17 protein-coding genes are annotated in these 23,648 nt (G+C 63.3%); 14 read left to right on the top strand and 3 right to left on the bottom strand.

The window, feature by feature from the left end; all coding sequences use genetic code 11:
- The first annotated feature begins 11 nt into the window (after positions 1-11).
- From NQ492_RS11185 to NQ492_RS11145, 9 genes are all read left to right on the top strand, one after another.
- Positions 12-2,000, top strand: coding sequence for a proton-conducting transporter transmembrane domain-containing protein (locus NQ492_RS11185; protein ID WP_118406070.1), 1,989 nt, complete (start codon positions 12-14; stop codon positions 1,998-2,000).
- 1 nt (position 2,001) lies between these two features.
- Positions 2,002-2,919 carry a respiratory chain complex I subunit 1 family protein gene (locus NQ492_RS11180; RefSeq protein ID WP_259872910.1) on the top strand — a complete coding sequence of 306 codons (918 nt, stop codon included), beginning with the start codon at positions 2,002-2,004 and terminating at the stop codon, positions 2,917-2,919.
- Positions 2,916-3,545: a hydrogenase 4 membrane component (E) gene (locus NQ492_RS11175; RefSeq protein ID WP_015547605.1), complete on the top strand. Its 630-nt coding sequence runs from the start codon at positions 2,916-2,918 to the stop codon at positions 3,543-3,545. Before NQ492_RS11180 ends, NQ492_RS11175 begins: the two co-directional genes overlap by 4 nt.
- Positions 3,546-3,549: 4 nt before the next feature.
- Positions 3,550-4,950 (top strand): hydrogenase 4 subunit F, encoded by a 1,401-nt coding sequence (locus NQ492_RS11170; protein WP_015547604.1) that lies wholly within the window; start codon positions 3,550-3,552, stop codon positions 4,948-4,950.
- On the top strand, positions 4,947-6,470 hold the full coding sequence (locus NQ492_RS11165; protein ID WP_015547603.1) for a hydrogenase large subunit: 1,524 nt from the start codon (positions 4,947-4,949) through the stop codon (positions 6,468-6,470). Before NQ492_RS11170 ends, NQ492_RS11165 begins: the two co-directional genes overlap by 4 nt.
- A gap of 159 nt (positions 6,471-6,629) precedes the next feature.
- On the top strand, positions 6,630-7,394 hold the full coding sequence (locus tag NQ492_RS11160) for an NADH-quinone oxidoreductase subunit B family protein (protein ID WP_015547602.1): 765 nt from the start codon (positions 6,630-6,632) through the stop codon (positions 7,392-7,394).
- Between the two features lie 2 nt (positions 7,395-7,396).
- Positions 7,397-7,945: a chromate transporter gene (locus tag NQ492_RS11155; protein ID WP_044054527.1), complete on the top strand. Its 549-nt coding sequence runs from the start codon at positions 7,397-7,399 to the stop codon at positions 7,943-7,945.
- Positions 7,946-8,037: 92 nt separating this feature from the next.
- On the top strand, positions 8,038-8,610 hold the full coding sequence (locus NQ492_RS11150; RefSeq protein ID WP_015547601.1) for a chromate transporter: 573 nt from the start codon (positions 8,038-8,040) through the stop codon (positions 8,608-8,610).
- An 11-nt stretch (positions 8,611-8,621) separates the two neighbouring features.
- A complete protein-coding gene (locus NQ492_RS11145) occupies positions 8,622-9,311 on the top strand; it encodes a hypothetical protein (RefSeq protein ID WP_015547600.1) in 690 nt (229 codons plus the stop codon).
- A gap of 215 nt (positions 9,312-9,526) precedes the next feature.
- Here NQ492_RS11145 and NQ492_RS11140 read toward each other — a convergent pair whose 3' ends face one another.
- The 3 genes from NQ492_RS11140 to NQ492_RS11130 all read right to left on the bottom strand — a co-directional run bounded on the left by NQ492_RS11140 (position 9,527) and on the right by NQ492_RS11130 (position 12,963).
- On the bottom strand, positions 9,527-9,814 hold the full coding sequence (locus NQ492_RS11140; protein WP_044054526.1) for a hypothetical protein: 288 nt from the start codon (positions 9,812-9,814) through the stop codon (positions 9,527-9,529).
- A gap of 365 nt (positions 9,815-10,179) precedes the next feature.
- Positions 10,180-11,115, bottom strand: coding sequence for a class I SAM-dependent methyltransferase (locus NQ492_RS11135; protein WP_015547599.1), 936 nt, complete (start codon positions 11,113-11,115; stop codon positions 10,180-10,182).
- An 18-nt stretch (positions 11,116-11,133) separates the two neighbouring features.
- Positions 11,134-12,963, bottom strand: a complete 1,830-nt coding sequence (locus tag NQ492_RS11130; protein WP_015547598.1) for a peptidase U32 family protein — start codon at positions 12,961-12,963, stop codon at positions 11,134-11,136.
- 464 nt (positions 12,964-13,427) lie between these two features.
- Between NQ492_RS11130 and NQ492_RS11125 the strand changes: the two genes are divergently transcribed.
- The 5 genes from NQ492_RS11125 to NQ492_RS11105 are packed head-to-tail and all read left to right on the top strand — an operon-like array spanning position 13,428 to position 23,647.
- Complete coding sequence (locus tag NQ492_RS11125; RefSeq protein WP_083810243.1) at positions 13,428-14,627, top strand: BACON domain-containing protein; 1,200 nt, start codon at positions 13,428-13,430, stop codon at positions 14,625-14,627.
- A gap of 12 nt (positions 14,628-14,639) precedes the next feature.
- Positions 14,640-18,182, top strand: a complete 3,543-nt coding sequence (locus NQ492_RS11120; RefSeq protein WP_044054524.1) for a BACON domain-containing protein — start codon at positions 14,640-14,642, stop codon at positions 18,180-18,182.
- Between the two features lie 23 nt (positions 18,183-18,205).
- A complete protein-coding gene (locus NQ492_RS11115) occupies positions 18,206-19,732 on the top strand; it encodes a BACON domain-containing protein (RefSeq protein ID WP_157359494.1) in 1,527 nt (508 codons plus the stop codon).
- 19 nt (positions 19,733-19,751) lie between these two features.
- Entirely contained in the window at positions 19,752-21,671 is a 1,920-nt protein-coding gene (locus NQ492_RS11110) for a S8 family peptidase (RefSeq protein WP_015547596.1), read from the top strand.
- Positions 21,672-21,703: 32 nt separating this feature from the next.
- Positions 21,704-23,647 (top strand): hypothetical protein, encoded by a 1,944-nt coding sequence (locus tag NQ492_RS11105; protein ID WP_015547595.1) that lies wholly within the window; start codon positions 21,704-21,706, stop codon positions 23,645-23,647.
- The last annotated feature ends 1 nt before the right edge of the window (position 23,648 follow it).

The following is a 23,648-nucleotide window of genomic DNA, read 5'->3' as shown; positions in this document are numbered from 1 at the left end:
ATTTCTGAAATATGCTTTTTCTCTACCTGCTAATCGCCCTGACGGCGGTGGCGGCGGCCATTTTCGCCACGCCGCTGCGGCGCAAGGTCTGGACTGCGCTGGCCCTCACGGCCGCCGGCGCCCTGTGGTGCTCGGCGCGCGCCGTCGGCGTGCTGGCCGGAGCGGACAGCGGCCCCGTGTGGTCGGTCCCCGGTACGCTTTTCGGCGGCGACACCGGCTCGATGGACGGGCTTTCGGCGCTGTTCGTCGTGATCATCTCGGTCGGCGCCGTCGCCGCCGTGCTCTACTCGCGGGGCTATCTGGCCCACTGCCTTGCCGAGAAATCCCCGGCCCACATCTCGCTGCACTACACGGCGCTGGTGGCGATGTTCTACGCCATGCTGGGCGTGGTCCTTTCGGACGGCGGCTTCTCGTTCCTCTTTTTCTGGGAACTGATGACCGTGGCGTCGTTCCTGCTGATCCTCTTCGACGCCCAGCGGCGCGAAGTCCGGCGCGCGGCGCTCTCCTACCTGATTATGATGCACATCGGCTTCGTGCTGCTCGTCATCGGCTTCGTACGGCTCGACGCGGCCTGCGGCGCCGCCACGTTCGGCGCGCTGGGCGACTACTTCCGCACGCAGCCGGGACTGCCGCTGCTGCTGGTGTTCCTGGCGGGCTTCGGCATGAAGGCGGGACTTTTCCCGATGCACGTCTGGCTTCCGGAGGCGCACCCCGCAGCCCCGTCGCACGTCTCGGCCCTGATGTCGGGCGTGATGATCAAGACGGGCGTCTACGGCATCCTGCGCGTGACGGCCGCGCTGGGCGAACAGCCTCTCCTGCACACCGCCGGAGTGATCCTGCTCGCGGCGGGCGTCGTCACGGGCCTGTGGGGCGTGATCCTCGCAGCCATGCAGAACGACGTGAAACGCCTGCTGGCCTACTCCTCGATCGAGAACGTCGGCGTCATCCTCATCGGACTCGGCGTCGCCGCGCTGGGCAAATCCTCGGGCAACCAGCTCGTCGCGCTGTGCGGCGTCACGGGCGCCCTGCTGCACACGCTCAACCACTCGCTGTTCAAGAGCCTGCTCTTTTTCGGCGCGGGCAACATCCTCTCGCAGACCCATACCACGTCGCTCGACGCGCTGGGCGGGCTTGCGAAGCACATGCCGCTCACGGCGATCCTCTTCCTCACGGGCACGGCGGCCATCTGCGCCCTGCCGCCCCTCAACGGCTTCGTCTCCGAACTGCTGATCTACCTCGGGATGCTCGACGGCATCGCTTCGGGCAGCAACGTGCTGGCGTCCGCCGCCGGACTGGCCGCGCTGGCGCTGATCGGCGGACTCGTCGTCCTGGCCTTCACCAAACTCTACGGCACGGTCTTCCTCGGCTCGCCCCGCACCCACGAGGTCGCCGAGTCGTCCGAGGCCGACACCTTCCGCATCGCGGCGATGGCCCTGCCGCTCGCAGGCATCCTTTTCGTAGGGCTGTTCCCCCGGGCGGCCGTCTCGGCCGCGACCCGTGCCGCGGGCTTCTTCCTCCGCACCCCGGCCGACGCCGCCGACTGGCTGCTCTCGCCGCCGCTCGCCGCCGCGGGACGCACGGCCTGGATTCTGATCGCCGTGGTGTGCCTGCTGCTGTGGCTTCGCCGCCGGACGCTGCGCACGCGCACCGTCGCCAAGGGTCCCACATGGGGCTGCGGCTTCACGGCGCCGAACGTCCGGATGCAGTACACGGGCGAATCCTTCTCCGAAGGGCTTCAATCCATCGCCACGTCGCTGACCCAGAACAGCGGCCAGGGCTCCCCCGTGGGCAAAGGCGAAATCTTCCCCGCGGCCCACTCGTTCGACATCGGTCACCGCGACCGCATCGGCCGGCTGTTCGCCGCCTGGTGGGTCGAACTGCTGCGCGTGATCAACCAGCGCGTGATGCGCCTGCGCACGGGCAAGATCAACCATTACATCCTTTTCGCACTGGCTTTCCTGGGGCTGGTGTTCCTGTTGTCGGTATTTAACGCGATTTAAGATGGCTGCACTCAACACACTCCTTCTTCTGTTGGCGGCCCTGGCGATTCCGGGACTGATCAACCGCACCCGCGCGCTGCTCGCGGGCCGCAAGGGCATCCGCTTCGCCCAGCACCTTTACGACGTGCGCCTGCTGCTGCTGCGCAAGGGCGCCGTCTACTCCCCCACGACGACCGCCGTGTTCCGCGCGGCCCCGTCCGTCACGCTCGGCACGGCCCTCGTCGCCGCGCTGTTCGTCCCCGTAGGCGACCTGCCGTCCGCGCTGTCGTTCGAAGGCGACCTGATCGCCTTCGCCTACCTCCTGGCTCTGGGCCGCGTGGCCCTCATCCTCGCGGCGATGGACACCGGAAGCTCGTTCGAGGGCATGGGCGCCAGCCGCGAAGCCCTGTACGGCGCGCTGGTCGAACCGGCGCTGATGCTCGTCTTCGGCACGCTGGCCCTGCTGTCGGGCTACACCTCTTTCGACGCGATCTTCTCGGGCGACGCCGTGAACGGCATGCAGCTGGTCGTGGTGCTGCTGCTGGCGGCCTACGTGCTCGTGAAGATCGTCTTCACCGAGGCCGGGCGCGTCCCGGTCGACGACCCCCGCACGCACCTCGAACTGACGATGATCCACGAAGTGATGTGCCTCGACTACTGCGGCGTCGACCTGGCCTATATCAAGATGGCCGGATGGCTCAAGACCGCCGCGCTGTCGGTGCTCGCCGCCGACGCCGTCGCCGCGACCTGCTGCCCCCGCTGGTGGGCGGCGGCCCCGCTCGCGGTGCTCGTCACGGGGCTTTCGGTGGGCATCGTCGAATCGACCCAGGCCCGCAACAAACTCGCCCGCAACACCACCTTCATCCTCACCGTCGCGGCGCTGGCCGTCCTCGTGTTCTTCACGGGCTACCTGCTGCAACTTAACATCGGTCTGCAATGATACTTCCGCTGATCATCCTCTACGTCGTGACGCTCGTCTATCTGGCGATCACCGAGCGTTTCCGCAATTTCGCCTCGCTGATCGGCCTTCAGGGATGGCTGCTGTTCGCCGTCGCCCTGGTGCGGCTGCACGCCATCAACCCCGCCGAACTGGCCTTCATCTGCCTCGAAACCCTGCTTTTCAAGGGCATCCTCGTCCCGGGACTGCTTTTCGCCGTCATCCGCCGCACGAAGATCAACCGCGTCTCGCGCTCCGGCTCCACGCAGTCCGGCTCGCTGCTGCTGTCGCTCGTGGCGCTGGCCGTGAGCGCCTCGGTCACCTATTACATCGCCGACACGACCATCGACCTGGTGTTCTTCGGCGTGGCCTTCTACTCGCTGTTGAGCGGACTGATCCTGATCGTCATGCGCCGCCGGATCTTCTCCCACATGGTCGGCTTTCTGGTCATCGAAAACGGCGTGTTCCTCTTTTCGACGGCCATCGGCGTCGAGATGCCGCTGCTGATCAACTTCGCCATCCTGCTCGACATCCTCATCTCGGTGCTGATGCTGGGCATCTTCTTCACCAAAATCGACGGCAAGCTCCATGCCGACGACGCCGATTCACTCACCAACGTAAAGGACTGACGCCATGATCTGCTACCTCATTTTCAGCGTCCTCATCGCGGCAGCGGCCTTCACGGTCCGCCGCCGGAGCCTGCTGCGCCTCACGGGCGCGGCCTTCTACGCCGTGCAGGCGGCCTTCGCCGTTCGGATCGTCGCCGGAGGGCTTTACGGCGAGACCTCGGCCGTGTGGTTCGCCTTCGACGCCGCGGGCACGCTCTTCTACTGCCTGCTCTGCATCGTCTCCGCCTTCGCCTTTTTCCACTCGAAGGCCAGCCTCCACGACTGCGACCTGCGCCAGACCCGCACCTACGCGGGCCTGCTGATGCTCCTGACCACAGCCATCGCGGGAGCCTATTTCGCCTCGAACCTCGCCGTGACGTGGATCTTCCTCGAAGCCACCACGCTCTGCTCGGCGGGCATCGTCTACCACCGCCGCACGGCGCAGGCGCTGGAAGCGGCGTGGAAATACGTCTTCGTCTGCTCGACGGGCATCGCCATGGCCTACCTGGGCATCCTGCTGCTGGCCGCCGCCACCGACTGCGAGTCGCTCGACTACGCCACCGTCGCCGCCGCGGCCCCGGGCGGCAGCGCCCTCTACCTGAAGACGGCCTTTCTGCTGATCCTCTGCGGTTACAGCTGCAAGGCCGAGCTGTTCCCGCTCTACACCGTGGGCGTCGACGCCAACTTCGCCGCCCCGGCCCCGGCCTCGGCGCTGATCTCCACGGGACTGGTCAACGCCGGGTTCCTGGCGTTGCTGCGGGTCTACAAACTGCTCGCCGCGACCGAAGTCTTCCCATGGGTGAAATCCGTGCTGCTGCTCGTCGGCGTGCTGTCGCTGGTGGTCGGCGCGCTGTTCCTGCGCCGCACCAACAACTACAAACGCTTCCTCTCCTACTCCACGGTCGAGAACATGGGCATCGCGGCCATCGGGCTGGGCATCGGGGGCATCGGGGTCTGGGCCGCCGTGTTCCACGTCGTCTGCCATACGCTCATCAAGAGCAGCCTGTTCCTCCAGATCGCCGTCGTGCGGCAGGTCTACGGCAACTACCGCATCAACCGCATCGGCGACTACATCCACATCAACCGCGTGGGGGCCGTGGGACTGCTCACGGGGATGGTCGTGCTGGTGGCCTTCCCGCCCTCGCCGCTGTTCCTCTCCGAGCTGATGATCCTCAAGCAAACCATCGCCGACGGCCGCTGGTGGCTCGTCACGGGCATCATGTTGCTGCTGTGCCTGGTCATCTACTTCTTCTGCTCGCGCCTGCTGCGCCTCTGCTACCAGCCCCGGCAGGACGAACTGCACCCCTCGGCGACCGACCGCGCACTGTCGTGGTCGGCGCTGTCGCTGCTCGCCGCCGCCATCGGGCTGGGGCTTTGGCAGCCCGCATTTTTCCGGGAACTGATCGACCGAATCGCATCGCTATGAATTACTACGTAACCGACAATACCGGCGCCTCCGTCGCGCTGAACGACATCCCCGAAGTCTCCTACGCCGCCTTCTACGAAGACCTTCGCGTAAAACTCTTCGACGCACGCTACCATGCGGCCCACTATTTCGCCCTCCCGTCGGGCGACCGCATGCGTTTCTTCCTGCTGCTGCTCGACGACGCCGAGCGCCGCGTGCTGATCACTTCGCACGCCACGGACTACTACGACGAGACGGCGCTCCCCTCGCTCACGGCCCTGCACCCGCAGATGCACCCCTTCGAGCGCGACATCTCGGAACGCTACGGCATCCGTTTCGACGGCATGCCGTGGCCCAAGCCGCTGCGGTCCCCCGCCGGGCGTTACGACCGCCGCTGTTCGATCGAGAACTACCCCTTCTACACGATGGAGGGACGCTCGCTGCACGAGGTCAACGTCGGGCCGATCCACGCAGGCGTCATCGAACCGGGGGCCTTCCGCTTCATCTGCAACGGCGAGCAGGTCCTGCACCTCGAAATCGCGCTGGGCTACCAGCACCGGGACGTCGAGACGGCCTTCGAAACGACCGCGAACCGCCTGCGGCAGATGTGCCTTGCGGAGTCCGTCGCCGGAGACAGCGCCGTGGCGCACGCCACGGCCTTCGCCCGGGCCGTCGAGAAACTCGCCCGCCGCGAAGTCCCGGCCGCGCTGGAGTGCGAACGCGCCGCGGCCCTCGAACTCGAACGCATGGCCATGCAGATCGCCGACACGGGCGCCCTCTGCATGGACGTGGGCTACCAGCTGGGGCAGGTGGCTTCGGAGGCCCTGCGCACCATGACCATCAACACCACGCAGGCGTGGTGCGGCAACCGCTTCGGCAAGGGGCTGATCCGGCCCCTCGGCACCGACCACCCGCTGACGGCCGAAAAGGCGGCGATGATCCGTGCGAACGTGCGCGAAATCGCCCGCCGCTACGACCAGGTGCGCCGCGACATCAAGTCGTCGCCCTCGCTGCTGGCCCGCTTCGAACAGTGCGGCATCGTCCCGCGCGACGAGATGCAGCGCATCGGCGGCGTGGGTCAGGCGGCCCGCGCGAGCGGTCTGGCCCGCGACATCCGCACGTCGCACCCCTGGGGCGTCTTCGCCGGGGCGCTGCGCCATGAAAGCATCGTCAAAACGCATGGCGACGTGATGGCCCGGCTGATGGTGCGCTGCCGCGAGGTGCTGCAATCGGCCGGATACATCGACCGCCTGCTCGACCTCCACGGACAGGAATGCGGGAACGCCGGACACCCGCGCCCGGACTATGCGGCGCCGCTGGCCCCCTCGTCGCTCGCGTTCGGACTGGTTGAGGGATGGCGCGGCGAGACCTGCCACGTTCTCCTGACCGACGCCGAGGGCCGCATCGCCGCCGCCCGCATCAAGGACCCGAGCCTCCACAACTGGCTGGCGCTGGCGCTCGCCGTGCGCGGCGAAGGGATCTCCGACTTCCCGATCTGCAACAAGAGTTTCAACCTCTCGTACTGCGGCCATGATCTGTAATCGCACCGTTTGGCAACCCTCATACACTCCGTTCGCTGCGTACCGCCGCGTTTACAAACCGGACCCAACTCCACCCCGCCCCGGCGGGGACTTAATGCCCGGAAAAGAATTGGCCGTCACGAGGCTTTTCGTTAATTTTGTTCAATTATTTATTCAAAAATGATCCTCCCAAAAATACGCGTACTGCACAGCCACGGACGGCAGGCGATCCCCGACCTCGACGCCGTGGAGCTGACCCCCGAATTCCGGGGCCGTCCCTGCCTGACCGAGACCCGGGACGCCGACGACGCCGAGCACGCCGCGGCCGTCTGCCCCACGGGAGCCTTCACGGCCGCGCCCCTTGCGCTCGACCTGGGCCGCTGCCTCTTCTGCGGCGAATGCGCGCGCATCGCGCCCCGCAACGTCCGTTTCACCAACGACTACCGCATCGGCTCGCCCACGCGCGAAGGACTTGTCGTCCGTCCGGGCGACCCCCGCATAGCGTTCGACGCCGGAAAGGTGCGTCCCGAAATCCGCCGCTGCTTCTCCCGCGCATTGCAGCTGCGCGAAGTCTCGGCCGGGGGCGACGCGTCGGTCGAAATGGAGCTGGGGGCCACGGGCAACGTCAATTTCGACCTCGGCCGCTTCGGCATCGGCTTCACGGCCTCGCCGCGCCATGCCGACGGCGTGGTGGTCTCCGGCCCCGTCACGGTCAACATGGCCGAGGCGCTGGAAATCTGCTACGACGCCGTCGCGGAACCCAAAATCCTCGTCGCCTGCGGTTCGGAGGCCTGCTCGGGCGGACTTTTCGCCGACAGCCGCGCCGTCGACCGCACGTTCTTCGACACCCACACCCCGGACCTCTGGCTGCCCGGCGCACCGACCCACCCGATGACCTACATCGACGGGATGATGAACCTGCTGGGCCGCAAAACCCGCCAGTGACGATGCAGAGCCTCGCAACCATATTCGTCTCGTTCCTGAAAATCGGGATGTTCACCTTCGGAGGCGGCTATGCCATGCTGCCTCTGATCGAACGCGAGCTGATCACCAAACGCAAGTGGATCGAGCAGAAGGAGTTTTTGGACCTGCTGACCCTCGCGCAATCGGTCCCCGGCCCGATCGCCGTCAACACCTCGGTATTCGTGGGTTACAAGGTCCGCGGACTGCGCGGCGCGGCGGCGGCCCTGCTGGGCACGGTGACGTCGTCGTTCGTCATCATCCTTGCAATCGCCATCTTCTTCGCCGGCATCCGCCAGAACCCCGTCGTCGACGCGGCCTTCAAGGGCATGCGCCCGGCGGTCGTGGCGCTGATCATCGGCCCGGTGCTCACGCTCTCCCGCGGCATGCACTGGACGATGCTGGTCGTCATCGCCGCCTCGGCCCTGGCCATCTGGTGGCTCGACTGGTCGCCGATCTGGATACTCGCCGCGGCCGCCGCGCTGGGCATCGCCTGGGAGTTGACAATGGCAAAAAAGGTGAAAGGTGAAAGGTGAAAAGTGAGTTTTGCGGTTGAGCGAGGGCAGAGACCGCCTGCGGGACATGCCGACTCCCAATTTTTAATTCTTAATTCTTAATTAGCGCAGCTATGATCCTCTGGCAACTCTTCATATCCTACCTCAAGATCGGATTCTTCGGATTCGGCGGCGGCTACGCCATGCTGTCGCTGATCCAGAACGAAGTGGTCGTGCAGCACCAGTGGATGACCGCCGCCGAATTCGCCGACATCGTCGCCGTGTCGCAGATCACGCCCGGTCCCATCGCCATCAACTCGGCGACCTACGTGGGTTACAGCGTCGGCGTCCAGACCGGACACACCTGGTGCGGCATCCTGGGTTCGGCGATCGCCACTTTCGCCGTCTGCATGCCGTCGCTGACGCTAATGATCCTCGTGGCGCGTTTTTTTATGAAACTCAAAGGGAACCGGCTGGTCGAAGGGGCCATGCGGGGCATGCGGCCCGTGGTGATCGGCATGATCGCCGCCGCGGCTCTGCTGCTGATTTTCCCCCACGGCGACAACCCCGACGACCGGAACTTCATCGACGCCTGGAGCTGGGCGCTCTTCGGCGGTGTTTTCGTGGGTTCGTGGCGCAAGGTCAACCCCATCCTGCTGATCGTCCTCTCGGCCGGGGCGGGAATCTTGATTTATTACGTATTCTAATCCGACACACCATGAAGAAATCCTTAAAAAACCGGTTTAAAAAGTGGAATATCGGCGACTATGTCCGCCAATTCTCGATCGTTACGGGCGGCGTGCTGCTGACGCTGTGGCTGACGGCCAAAATCGCCGACTCGGCAAAACAGAGGGAGGTGCGGCAGGCCATGCAGCTCGTTGCGCTCGAACTACGCGACAACCTGCAAGTTATACAGGATTACAAATGGATGTACAACGACGAGAAACGGGTCGCATACCGCCTGAAGGAGCATGATTTCTCGCTCGACGGTCTTCCCGCCGACACGGTAGCTTACTATACCCGGCGGATCACCGGCAGCATGGGAAAACCCTACCGCTTCCTAACCGACGCGCTGGAGATGTTCAAGACGACGGGCATCGCGTCCGACATCGCCGACAAACAGGTCGTCATCGACCTTCTGCGCTGCTACAACGAACTCGGGGCATTCGACAACTCGATGAATATCTACTACGACCAGCGCATGAAAGCCATCCTGCCCGAACAGATGGGGGAAACCTTGTGGTCTGCGGATACGAATATCGACAAGGCATTCGGCAAAATGCTCGCCAGCAAAAAGGTGCGAAACTGGCTCGGTATGATTCCGAGGGCTTTCGACTCACGCTACTTCGAGACGAATGAAGAAAAGCTCGAAACAATGATTGCCGAGCTGGAAAAACGCTACCAGTAGATCAAGTGTCCGCGGATCGGTCAAAAGCCCCGCGATCAGTCCTACCGGCGGTGTAAAGATCACGCCGACGAGGAGTGCTCAATCGCCGTAGTCATCCCGGTGGGCATACCCGACCGGTTCTTCCTCCGAAGTGGAAGAGCCTTCTTTAAGGAATATCCCGGAATCGAAGCGCCGGGCGGCCTGATGCAGGGGTATGGACATCTCCGTTCCGGTTTTCACAGGGCCAGCAGCATGGCCCCGCCCGTCAGCGCCAGCAGCAGGAACGCGGCGAAGAACAACAGCCCCAGAATGGCGACGACGGTTCCGACACAACCCCATCGCTGCCCTCCGCCGGGCAGCGGATCGGTCAGCAGGGCGACGATCAGCCCGACGAACGGCGTGAAGATCAGGCTTATCAGAAACGCCCAGCCAAAGCCGATACGGCGGTGGCTGCCGATGATGCCCACCAGCACGGCGAGGAAACAGCCGCTCAAAATTCCGAATATCACTGCAAGAATACTCATATCACGTGTTTTAAGGTTGATAGAATCCGTCTAAACTCACGGGCGCAGAACCGAAAGGAAAAAAGAACGAAGCCTCCGGGAGCTCCTAAAACCGGCGGGCCGCAGCTCGCGGAGGCGGCTATGGAGCAACGCGCAATAGCAGGCCTCCGCAGGGCGGAGCTGCGGCCTGCCAACTTGCCCCGGCAAGTTGAAACCGATTTCTTATGCCCTTTTCGACCGCTGCAATTTCGCAGTCTGCAACTGCCGTTCTGCGCTCGCATTCATAGAACCGGCGTCTTACGCCTGCGCCGCGGAACGCGACACGGGATTCCGACTTGAGGACGGCTGCCAAAAACACAGCGCATCCCCCGCCCCCCCCGCAAACCCTACCGCGTAAACCGGTAATAGGTTCCCAACGGCAGCTGCTTGCCGGCCCGATCGGTGAAACACAGCTCGCCCCACTGCTCCTCGCGCGGCGCGCCGAACGCCTGCCTCACAGCCGTGCGTGCCAGCGTCGACGAGAGGCCCATCGAGTAGAGGTTCAGCACCAGAAACGCCCCCCGGGGTTCGAGCAGCTGCGCGCAGCACTCCAGCATCTCGCCGATGTTGTCCTCCAGAATCCACCGCTCGCCGTCGGCCCCGCGCCCGTAAGCCGGGGGATCGAGGATGATCCCGCGGTAAAGGCTCCCGCGGCGCACTTCGCGCCGGACGAATTTCAGCGCATCCTCGACGATCCACCGCACGCCCTCCAGGCCGCTCAACTCCATGTTCTCGCGCGACCAGGTCACCACCTGCCTGACCGAATCGACGTGCGTCACCTCGGCCCCGGCGGCCCGCGCCGCAAGCGTCGCCCCGCCCGTATAGGCGAAGAGGTTCAACACCTTGGGGGCGCCACCTCGCGCAACGCCCGAACCGACAGCCGCAACACGCTCGCCATCAGCCGGTCCGTCTCCGGCCAAAGCCCGGCAGTTGTCGTAGATGAAATTCCAGTTGGCGGCCTGCTCGGGGAAGATGCCCACGTGCTTGAACGACGTAAGCCCCAGCCGCATGCGCAGCCGCATCCGCTTATAGGCATACTCCACCACCCAGCGGTCGGGCATTCCGGGCGCGAGACGCCATTCGCCCCGCTCGTCGCTGCGCGCATCGCGCCGAAACGAAGCGTCGGCCGTGCGCCGCCACTCCTCTTCGGCGAGCGAGCGCCTCCAGATGGCCTGCGGCTCGGGACGGCGCGTCACATAACGCCCGAAGCGTTCCAGTTTCTCGAAATCCCCCGTGTCGAGGAGTTCATAATCCCCGAAATCGGGCGTCAGCTGTTCCTGCATACATTATTTTATAAATAGTTACACACCTTCCGGCTCCCGCTTTTCAAGCGGATCGACCAGCGACATTTCGCAGGCCTCGCAGTCGAACGCCAGCCGGTAACGGTAGGCGCCGTGTTCCAAAAACAGGTCGCCGCGCAGCCGCGGATGCTCCCGGAGGCATTCGCCGATCTCGCGGCGGATACAGTAGGCCGAACGCAAGACCACATGCCCGGCGGTCGTCGGCGCGAGGTCCAACCCCCGTTCGATCTGCCGCACTCCGTGGTCGCGGTAGAACGCCTCGGCCAGCCGGTTGGTGACGTTCTCCTCGGCCGCAAGCCGTTCCGACGGGTATTTTGCGGCGGGATTCTCGGGCAGAATGCGGTGTTCCGGCCGCCGCTCGCGGCGCGCTCCGGCAAGTGCCGCCAACGCTTCGCGGCGCAGTTCCGCAGCCAGCGACGCCGGCACGAACCACTCCGCGCCCCGCACTTCGGCTTCGCGGACCGCGAAGATCGTGTCGCCCGACTTCATCGCCTGCGCACGCAGTGCGGCGGCATTGGCGTCGGGATTCTTCGCCGGGTCGAGCCGCACGGCCCGCACGGCCGAGGCCGCAACGCCCTCGCAATCCGTATAAGTGAGTTTCAGCCCTTCGGCCGTCGCCTCCGCCGCGGCCTTCGCCGGAATCACCCGCCGCGTGCGGCTGCGCTCCACGGCCAGCGTGAAACGGCGGTCGAAATTGCGGCGGACCTCCGCCCCGGGCGTGATCCCCTCCATGCGATTGGGCGTGATGCGGCGACCCTCTACGGCGTTGACGTTGGTCCCGGTCACGCCGCGCGGCGTCAGGAAACAGATGCCGTCGCCCGGCGCAAGATCGTGCGCACCGTCGAGCGTGAACGTGCCGCCCGAAACGCCCGCCACGCGGCCCACCCGTTCGCCGACCGCCTTCGGGGTGTCGAACGACGCCACTCCGGCGCGCTTTCCGTCCAGAAAATAGTCGGACTCCCCGCGTGTAAAACTCTTCGACGGATCGGGCGTGAAATCCGGGACGCTCTCGCCGACGGACGACCGCACCAGCCCCGGCCGCAGGGCCAGCGCCTCGTCCACCGCCCGGCGGTAGTGGGCCACAACGTTCCGGATATAAGCGAGATCCTTGAGCCGACCTTCTATCTTGAATGAAGTGACGCCCGCATCCAACAGATCGCCAATGCGTTGCGAAAGATTCATGTCGCGTACCGACAGCAGATGCTTCCCGGCAATCCAGGTCCGGCCCTTTCCGTCGGTGAGGTCCCACGTCAGGCGGCAGGGCTGGCTGCACGCCCCGCGATTGCCGCTGCGCGCGGACATCGACCGCGAGAGGAAACAGCGGCCGCTGTACCCCACGCAGACCGCCCCGTGGACGAAGCATTCGACCTCGGCCGCAGTGGCGGCGCAGATGGCCCGGATCTCCTCCAGCGTGAGGTTGCGTTCGAGAATCACCCGCGCAAACCCCGCCTCGCCCAAGAACCGCGCCCCCTCGGGCGTGCGGTTCGAAACCTGCGTCGAGGCGTGCAGCTCCACCGGAAGGTCCATCCGCCGCAGAGCCATGTCCTGCACGATCAGCGCATCGACGCCCGCGTCGATCAGGCTGCGGGCCTGCCGTTCGGCGGCCTCCAGTTCATCGTCCCACACGAGCGTGTTAAGCGTGGCGTGGACCCGCACTCCGAAGCGGTGGGCATACTCCACGACCCGGGCGATCTCCTCCGCGGAGTTCCCCGCGGCCTGCCGCGCGCCGAACCGCGCGCCGCCGATATAGATCGCATCGGCGCCGTAGTCCACGGCGGCCGCGGCCGCAGCGTAATCTTTGGCAGGAGCTAACAGTTCGACGAGTTTCATTTTTTTCTTTTTGCAAAAGTAACAAAAAGCGGTCAATATCGGGACGTCGCGGACGGAAAATCGCGGGAACCGCCGCCGGGACGGACATTATCAATTATCATTCAACAGCTTACACCCCAAATTGTCAATATATAACAAATATCCTTCTTTTTCACCGGACCGGAAATATCCCTGCGATGACAATATCCGACAAACAAAACAGTTGCAGCCGCAAAACGGCTGTCATTCTTCAAAATCATTAAAAATCAACCTTATACACACGCATAACACCGAAAAACAAACAATAAGAAAAGACTTTTACGACAATATTTTCAGGATTTCCAGAAAGCATTCGGGCAAATTTTCGTATATTGTGCCGCAAATAAACAAGTCCAAAAATTTCACACGATGCAATTTTCAGCAAATACGGTTCTCCGGAAACGGGATACCGTACCCATTCATTTTTTATTCCTAATCCAATTTTTATGAGAAGATGCTTTACGCTATTGACGGTTCTCGTCCTCTGCGCCTCAAGCGGCTGCGACGACAAGAACAAAGAGGAGGTCGCGGATGTGATCGTCCTCTCGCGAAGTAGTGTCGCGTTCGCCCAGAAAGGCGGAACGACCACCGTCGCGGTAGCCACGCCCTCCGACTGGAAGGTGAGCTGTCCGGACGATTGGGTGACGCTGGCCTCCGAAGAGGGCCTGCTGACCATCTCCGCGGCAAGCAATACGACCGACAATGTCCGCAACTCGAAAATCACCGTGGAAACGGCCGGCGACAAACAGGAAATCGCCGTTCACCAGGCATTCTCGTGGGAAACGGTCCTGCTGTCCACCACCGCTTCGGAGGAAATTTCGCTGGATTCCGAAGGTGAGAGCGTTCTCTTCACCGTGGTCTCCAACGGCCAGTGGAGCGTCACGAGCGACGCCGACTGGGTTTCGGTCGAAAGCGACCCGGTCAGCGGAACGGTACGCGTCGGCGCCCCGCGCAATCCCGACGCCCACCGCAATGCGACGCTCACCGTCCGGGCGACCAAAGGCTCCGCTACGGAATCCTGCAAAGTGACCGTTTCGCAAATCTCACGCGAGGAAAACCCCTACTACCAAATGCTGGGATATTACGGACTTCATGCGGAAAACTGGTATTACGGCCGTGAACCGATCGGCGTGAGCGGCACGGGTACGTTCTGCACCGTCGAAGAGAAAGAGTACCGCAAGAGTTTCTACATCAAGAACCTGTTCCTGACGGGCACGGTCGTGGAAGCCACCTACGACAAAAACACCCAAACCATGTCGATCGAACTGGGCAGGCTCTGCTACACCCGCGAGATCTCCCCGACGGTCTCCCGCTTCCACTACCTGTACTCGATCAACATGCAGGGCGGAGGTTTCCACAACGGCATGCTGACCGGCAGGCTGGGAGAGGGCTACAACGACGACGCGGACGAAACCCGCAAGGCGATCCTCCTGAACGGTTTCGAATCGCCGTACACCACGCTGGGCATCATCGGATACCAGGAGCAGCAGTGGCTGTCGTTCGGCGACCTCTACTACGCCACCGGCACGATGTATCTCGTAGACTGGGACATTCCGGCCGACACCGGCACGGCCCCGACCTCCGTCACCCGGGCCGCCGACGGCATCGCACCCTCGGGCAGCACCTTTCCCGTATCGAAACATTAAACCGCAGCACACATGAAAAAATTATATGCACTGACAGCTTTACTGCTCGGCATGATGGGGTGCTCCGAAGAGACGATCACCTACACCAACCCCGTCCCGGGCGACGAACCGTCCGGCATTGCGGCCGAACTGGGCATCTCGTCGAAAAACACATGGTTCGCCGCTGAAGACGAACGCAACGCCTCGATCGGCTTCAAGAGCCTGGGCGGAGAGGTCGTCGTGGACATCCAGACCAACACGACGTGGAAATACGACGCCGTCAACGCCGGCTGGCTGACCATCGAGAAAGACGACGTCGCCGACCAGCTCGTCCTGAACTGCGAGGGCAACAAGGTCGAGGAGCAGCAGCAGGCTACGATCACCATTACCGCCGGCGACAAGACCGCGACCATCTCCGCCACGCAGAACGCGTACGGCACGCTCGAAATCGCCGCATCGAAAAACAACTTCCAGATTCCCGCCGTCGGCGAACTGACCGCCGAATTCGAAGTGCAGTCGACCGACGAAGACTGGATCTTCGAAACCAAAGACTGCCCGTGGCTGCTTCTCGAACAGCAGGGCGACAAAGTCACGATGACGCTCGACCCCAACGAGGAGATCGAGGACCGCGAAACGACCTTCGTGCTGATTGCCGGCGAGGGGGGGGGTAATCCCGTCTCTGAAACGATCCGCGTCACGCAGGACCGCGCCGTCTACGTCAACGTTTCGCTAAAAACCATTCCCCTCTCGCCCACTCCCACCGAATCCGACAAAAAAGAGTTGGGAATCAGATCCAACTACGACTGGGAGTACACGCTTTCCGAAAATTCCGACTGGCTCTCCGCCACGAAAACCGAGCAGGGACTTACAATCACCGCAGAGACCAATTCGAGCGGATCGTCCCGCACCGCAACCATCACCGTATCGGCCGGCGACGGCAAACAGAACCAGACCGAACAGGTCGTCACCGTCTCCCAGACCGGTCTGGACCTCGACGCCTTCATCCTCGGAATCGACATCACCTCGTCGAGCCTGAAGACCTATCTGCCGTTCGACAAGGCCATCGACGCCACCATCGACTGGGGCGACGGCAGCATCGAGGAGAACGTCACCTCCGCCTACCCCTCGCACACCTACACCGACCCGGGCTACTACATCGTCTCGGTCAAGGGCAACGTGACGTCGCTCAACTCCTACGACATCCCCGACTACGGACTGGGCAACCAGTTCAAGGAGGTTTACAACTGGGGCCGCACGGGGCTGACCTCGATGGCGCGCGCATTCCAGAACTGCCGCGAGCTGAAACGGATTCCCTCCGACAACACCGAAGCCTTCGCCAAGGTCACCTCCTTCCACTATGCATTTGCCGACTGCCGCGTCCTCGAAGCCGTTCCCGACGGGCTGTTCGACCATGCAACCGAGGCGGAAACCTTCGCCTACTGCTTCCAGAACTGCAACATGGTCACCGAAGTGCCCGCCGACCTGCTTTACAACTGCACGAAGATCACCTCGGTAGGTTCGCTCTTCTCCGGCACGGCGATCACCCAGATCGACGAGGATTTCTTCTCTCGCAACACGGAGCTGACCGACTGTTCGATCATCTTCTCGAACGGCAAACTGAAGACGGTTCCCGAAAAACTCTTCGCCAACAACAAGAAGGTGACAACCTTCAACTCGCTGTTCGCCAACAGCGAGTCGTTCGAATCCGTCCCGGCCGGCCTGTTCGCCAACAACCCCGAGGTCGACTCGTTCCGCATGCTCTTCTCGGGAACAAGCCTGAAATCCGTCCCGGACGGCCTGTTCGCCAACAACCACAAGGTCACCAATTTCCAGAGCGCATTCAGCAAAACGGCCATCCAGAGCGTTCCCGCCGACCTGTTCGCAGGCTGCGGCAAGGTGACGACCTTTATGAGCTGTTTCACCGGATGCAGCGAACTGCAAAGCGTCCCGGCCGAGCTGTTCAAAAGCAGCGGAGCCTTCACGACCGTGACGAAGACCGCCTTCAACAACATCTTCAAGGACTGCACCTCGCTGACCGAAGTGCCCGCAGGGCTGTTCGACGGCTTTACCCTGGTCACCGCCTTCAACGACGCCTTCAACGGCTGCGCGTCGCTCACGACGCTCCCCGCAGGGCTGTTCGCCACCAATACGGCGGTCACCTCGTTCACCAATGTCTTCAAAGGCTGCACCTCGCTCAAAAGCATCCCCGAAGGCGTCCTCGGCGGACTTTCCAAAGTCACCTCGTTCTCGGGCCTGTTCGCAGGCTGTACGGGGCTTGAAGAGATCGGCGCCAACATCATCTCCGGCTGCGCCGCCTGCAAGAATATCTCCTCGATGTTCAAGGACTGCGACAACCTGAAAACCGTTTCCGCGGAGGCTTTCGCCGGCGCACCCGCGATCACCAGCATCGGCAGCCTGTTCGAAAACTGCACGCTGCTCGAAAGCGTTCCGGAGGATATTTTCGCCGGGATGCCGAATCTGGCGACCGCCACCAGCGTATTCGCGGCGTCGGGACTGAAAACGGTTCCCGCCGGTCTGTTCAGCCGCAATCCCTCCGTCACGACCTTCGGCAAGGTGTTCCAGAACTGCGCCGCACTGACGACGCTGCCCGACGGACTGTTCGCCGGCAACCCGAAAGTGACGACCTATTCCAACGCCCTGGAGAACTGCACGGCCCTCGAATCGGTCGGCCTCCTCTTCGGGAAGAGCACGGCCTCGGCCAAATGCGACCGCCTCTTCGCAGGGGCCACGGCGCTGAAGAGCGTGCCCGCCGGAATCTTCGACGGACTGACCGGGGCGACGGCCTTCAACAACACATTCTCCGAATGCTCCGCCCTGGAGACGATTCCGGCAGGGCTCTTCGCCAAGAACGTCAACGCGACCACCGTGGCCCAGTGCTTCCTGAACTGCACCCGCCTCACGATGGTTCCCTCGCGCCTGTTCGAAGCCAACACCAAGACGAAGACCCTGACGGAGATGTTCTCCGGCTGCTCGGGAATCGAAAGCATCGCGCCGGACGCCTTCACGGGACTGAACGGCACGTCGCTCAATTTCCAGAAGGCATTCCTCAACTGTACCTCACTCCGGGAGATCCCCGACGGGCTGCTGAAAACCACGCAGATTTCAACCTACACCAGCCTGTTCGCCGACTGCACGGGACTGGTCCGCGTCGGGTCGGAGGTGTTCAACTGCGCTTCGGCCACCATGTTCAATTCGGTCTTCGACGGTTGTACGTCGCTCGAAGAGGTCGGCAAGAACATGCTGGTCAGCCCCGTCAAACTGACCAGCGTCGCGAATCTCTTCCGCGATTGCGGGATGCTCAGGAGCGTTCCGGTGAGCCTGTTCGACGAAGCCGTAAAGCTCAAGACGCTGACTTCGACCTTCCAGGGCTGCGCGTCGCTCGAAGGCGAATCGCCCTACACGGTCGTCGACGGCGTGAAATACCACCTGTACGACCGCACGGCGGAGAATGCCGCCGCCTCGGGACTCACCGCAATCACCGCCGCCAAGAGCAGTTTCGCGGGATGTACGAAACTCTCGGACTACGACAAGATCCCCACCACGTGGAAGGAATAGACGAACACAAAACGATCCCGAACATGAAAAATACGATAATATGCAGCATCGCAGTGCTGTCGGCCGCACTGCTGGCAGCCTGCACCGAAACCACCCGGATATGGCCGGAGGAGGGCGAAAGCAAGGCCTACGTGGAGGTGTCGAGCCAAAAAGTGATCTTCGACGCCGACGGAGGCAACGCCGTGATCACCGTGGCGACGAACGCCGACGGCTGGGACTACGCCGCCGAAGGCGACTGGTTCACCGTCGCCCGGCAGGACGGCAACGCCCTGCTGGTCGAGACCCTGATCAACGCCGGAGCCGAAACCCTGACGGGCAAACTCACGGTCAGCGCCGAGAAGAACGGGGAGACCGTTTCGCAGGAGGTCGCGCTCGTACAGCGCGCCGAACGGAGCGTCAACCTGAGCGCCGAAGGCACGGCCAACTGCTACATCGCCCGGACCGGCGGCGTTTACAAATTCGACGCATCGGTCAAGGGCAACGGCGGCGGCGACGGAGTCAGCGACTACATCGCCAACTACGGACTCGCCATCGAGGACGGCGCCTTCGCCGAACTGCTCTGGGAATCGCGCCACGACGGCGACAAGACCATGTCGCGCGAAATCATCGACGGCGCGCCGATCTACCGGGGCGGCTACGTGACCTTCTCGACGGGGCGTTCGGAGGGCAACGCCGTGATCGCCGTGAAGGACATCAAAGGCAACATCGTCTGGAGCTGGCACATCTGGGTCTGCAACGACGAAATCACGGCGCACGACCACATCGACTCGGAAGGCAAAGTCGCCGCCGTGATCATGGACCGCAACCTCGGAGCGCTGAACAACACCCCGATGGACGTGGGCAACCGAGGCATGTTCTACGAGTGGGGCCGCAAGGACCCCTTCACGCCTTCGCGATCGCCCTACCACGCGGATACCGACGGCAACAACGTCCCGGCCTACAACGAACCGAACACCGCGATCGGCGACGGAACGGGAACATGGGTCTACAACGCGCAGGCCGCCGTGCTCGCCACGCCGCCGGCCAACATTCCCAATTCGATCCTGAACCCGATGACCTACCTGCAATCGCCGTACAACGGCCACGCCGACTGGTACTGCACGGGAACAGACCCGAAGGCCACGCATCCGGGGCTGTGGGGTCCCGAGAAGACCATTTTCGACCCCTGCCCTCCGGGCTACAAGGTCCCGGGACCCGATCTCTGGGGCATTCCCGCCGGAAACAACTCGATCACCAACGGCGGCGCAGCGGCGGATTACGACGAAACCGGCGTCAGCGCCAAATGGGACTGGAACGCCTACGAAGACTGCGGGCGCCGCTGGAAAAACACCGGCGACTACTACCCGATGGCCGGCAACATCTACTACACGGACTACATCTCGGTGAGCATCTGCAACTACACGGGCGGCATGGCATTCTACTGGACCGCCCAGGCGACTCCCGACGCGACGAAGTCATCGGCCTACTTCGTGAACTTCAACCCCAACTGGTGCAATTACAGGCTCGGCGCGCACGACTGTTCCGCACAGATACGCTGCATCCGGGAATAACACTAAAAACTGATCGTCTATGAAATATCCATTCAAATCGCTTCTCCTGGCGGCAACCGTCCTCGCGGCGGCATCGTGCGCCAAGGACGACACGCAGAGCGGCGGCGAAGAGACCGCGGGTCCCGTCATCGTCAACGCCTCCCCGGCGGCCATCGGCGGCGAGATCATCCTCAAACTGAAGACCGAGGCCTCCGGCATCGTGGAAAAGAGCCGCGCGCAGGGCGTTTCAAAAGGCAGCGGCATCGACGAGATCGACCGCATCCTCAACACGGTGAACACCGTACGTTTCGAACGGCTCTTCCCGGACGGCGGGCGTTTCGAAGAACGCACCCGCAGGGAAGGCCTGCACCTCTGGTATTACGCCAAATACGACCCGTCGGTCCCGACGAGCGAGATGGCCAGCCTGCTCTCCTCGTGCAAGGACATCGAAATCATCGAATACTCGCTGGCCGCCGAAACTTCGGACCACCGCCGCGCGGCATCTCCCGCCGCCGGGGCGCAGAGCGTCACCCGCGCCATTGCAGACGAGGTGCGCAACGTCCCCTTCCCGTTCAACGAGAGCGAACGCTCGCAGCAGATGCAATGGCACTACAACAACACGGGAAACATCTTCGCGCAGACGAGCCAGCTGGGCGCCGACGCCAACGTATACGCTGCCTGGCAGCTCTCGACGGGCAATCCCGACGTGATCGTCGCCGTCGTGGACCAGGGCGTCAAGTACGACCACGAAGACCTGGCCGCCAACATGTGGGTCAACGAGGCCGAACTGAACGGCACGCCGGGCGTCGACGACGACGGCAACGGCTATGTGGACGACATTTACGGCTACAACTTCACCAAAGAGACCGGCGAACTGGATTTCTCGGCCGAACTGATGCACGGCACGCACGTCGCCGGCACGATCGCCGCCGTGAACAACAACGGCGTGGGCGTCTGCGGCATCGCAGGCGGCTCGGGCAGGGGCGACGGCGTGAAGATCATGTCGTGCGAGATTCTCGGCAAGTCGGAGTCCGGATCGTCGGGCGCCGGACTGGCCGGACAGATCCGCGCCATCAAGTACGCCGCCGACAACGGCGCCGTGATCTGTCAGAACAGCTGGGGATACACCGCCGGAACCATCTCCGTGACCGACTGGACACGCGGTTCCTACTCGGCGCTCTCGCGTGCCATGGAGTACTTCAACAAATATGCGGGACTGGACGAAAACGGCAACCAGACAGGCCCGATGGCCGGCGGCATCGTCCTCTTCGCCGCGGGCAACGACGCTTCGAGCGAGGTCTGCTATCCCGCCGCCGACGCCAACGCGATCAGCGTGGGCGCAACCGCGTTCACGGGCGCCCCGGCCTACTACACCAACTACGGCACATGGGTCCAGATCTCGGCCCCGGGCGGCGACCAGATGCTGAGCAACGCCTACGGCGGCGTTTACAGCACGAGCGTGGCCGCCGACGGCTCTTCGGGCTACGAAGGCAGCCAGGGGACCTCGATGGCCTGCCCCCACGTGTCGGGAGCCTGCGCGCTGGCCGTCAGCTATTACTACGGTGCTGAAAAACGCAAGGGCCTTACGGGCGAAATGCTCCGGCAGGCGCTGTTGAGCAGCACCCAGTCCGTCGACCGCTACTGCACCGGCAAATACCAGCAGTATCTGGGCAACATGGGCATCGGCAGCCTCGACACCTACAAGCTGCTGCGGAACATCGCCAAGATCGACGGCATCCCGGCGCAGCGGGTCGGCGTGGGCGACACCGTCAGCATCGACCTGAGCAACCACTTCACCGCCACCAATGTCCTGGGGTACACCGTTTCCGTTCCCGACCTCGTGAAGATCGAACTTCGGGGCGGAGTGATGAAGCTCACCGGCCTCAAGAAAGGCCGGACGACGATCATCGTCTCGGACGGCGCGGCCATTCGCAAACCGATCGAGGTAACCGTCGAATGACACATTCACTAACGCAAAAGAGAATCAAACCTATGAAAACCTTTTATAAATACGCGGCATTCGCGGCGGCGGCCCTCGCGGGACTGTGCGCCTGCTCGTCGGACGACGACGCGGCGGAGACCGGCTCCGGCCTGCAACCCGTCGCACAGCCGCAGATCATCGTCAGCGACCTGACGACCACCGGATTCACCCTCCGCTGGGAAGCCGTCGACGACGCAGGGTCCTACGTCTACACGTTCGACGGCGGGAGCGAGACCTCGACGACCGGCTGCCGGCTGGAATTCAACAGTCTGGAACGGCAGAAAGAGTATGTCGTGGCGGTCAAGGCCTGCCCCCGGGACCCGGCCGAATACACCGAATCCCCCTTCACCTACATCCACGTGCTGACCGACGATCTGGAGCAGCTTCCCCAGCCGAAGATCACGCTCGGCAGCGCCTATGCGTCGAAAACCGTCATCTCCTGGACCGAAGTGCCCGAAGCGGAACTCTACGAGTTCTCGGTCGACGGCGGGGAGGTGTCGACCACCCGAAACCGTACGGTCATCCTGTCGAAACTCGACAAGGGCCGCACCTACTCCTTCTCGGTGCGCGCCATGACGTCCGACGCCACGCGCTTCACCAACTCGGAAGCCGCACAGCTCTCGTTCGTCACCTCGGACGCCGACGTTCCGCCGCTGGTCATCGCCCCGACGACGATCATCTCCGACGCCGTGGCGTTCGACATCTACGCCTCCAGCGACGAAACCTACTATTATGAAATTCTCCCGGCCACGACCTTCGCCAAGTATTCGCCCGAAGAGCTGATGACCGCCTTCCAGACCTATATCGTCGAATACGCCAAAAAGCAGGGCATCAGCCTCCAGCTGGCCATGGCCTCGATGCTCAAGTCGGGAACCCAGAGCCTCCAGATGACGGGACTCACCCCCGAGTTGAGCTACGTGATCTTCGCCTTCGGCATGGACCTGCGGGGCAACATCACCTCGAACCTCTCCTCCACGCAGTTCAAGACCACGGCCGACGGCTACTCCGCCGGTCCGAACTACGGCGGCAGCGACTGGTTCACGCAGCGGTTCTACATCACCAACGCCTACCTCGCCCTGACGGGTTACGGCTGGACCAACTCCGTGTGGACCCACTGGAAGGGAGACGACGTGACGGACGTCCGTTACCGTACGCTGACGACCAAGCTCTTCAATCAGGTCTTCTCCGATCCCTACGACCGACAGGCCATCGCCGCATTCCTGAAAGACCCCAATTACGGAGTCCAGTTCAACCCCGAGCTGCTCTCGGCGACGGTAAACAGCGCCGACGGTTACAACGGACTTACGGAAGGAGTCAGCGCCGGCACGTCCTACACGCTGCTCACGCTGGCCACCTCGTCGAGCGGCGCCGAAACGGTCTGCGTCAACTCCGTCACCACGAAGACCAGCACGGCCGCAGCCGCGTGGTTCGCAGCCGCAGCCTCGACCAACGCCAACTACGGCCCGACGCACAACACCGTAGCCGGCGTCATGAAGGGCATCGACATCGCAACGGTGCGTTACGCGATTTTCAAACAGAGCGCCCTGGCGAACGTCAGCACGGACAACTATCCGGCCGTGATCGAAGAGTTCGGACACGACCTCAAGGAGGAGTACCTCCCCTACATCAACGGAAACGGCTTTGCCATCCTCTTCACCGGGGAGAGCGGCGTAACGCCCGAAACCACGTACGTCTTCATGGCGACGGCGACCAACACGGTCGGCGACAAAGTCACCAAATGGGGTTCGGCGACCACCAGCGCGGCTCCGGACGCCGCCCGGGCGAAGGCGCAGGCCGCAACCCGAACGGACGAACCGCTCCGGTCGCCCGCCGGGAAACCCATCGCCAACCCCGAGAAGTTCATCTACCCGATGGAGAGCGTCCAGCTGCCCGCCGGAGCGAAACCCGAAGGCGACCTCTGGACCATCATTCACAACACGCACAACATCAAATAAG

The sequence above is a fragment of the Alistipes shahii WAL 8301 genome, assembly GCF_025145845.1.
Lineage (GTDB): Bacteria > Bacteroidota > Bacteroidia > Bacteroidales > Rikenellaceae > Alistipes > Alistipes shahii.
The sequence above is the reverse complement of the archived record's forward strand: the minus strand, read 5'-3'. Positions and strand labels throughout refer to the sequence as shown.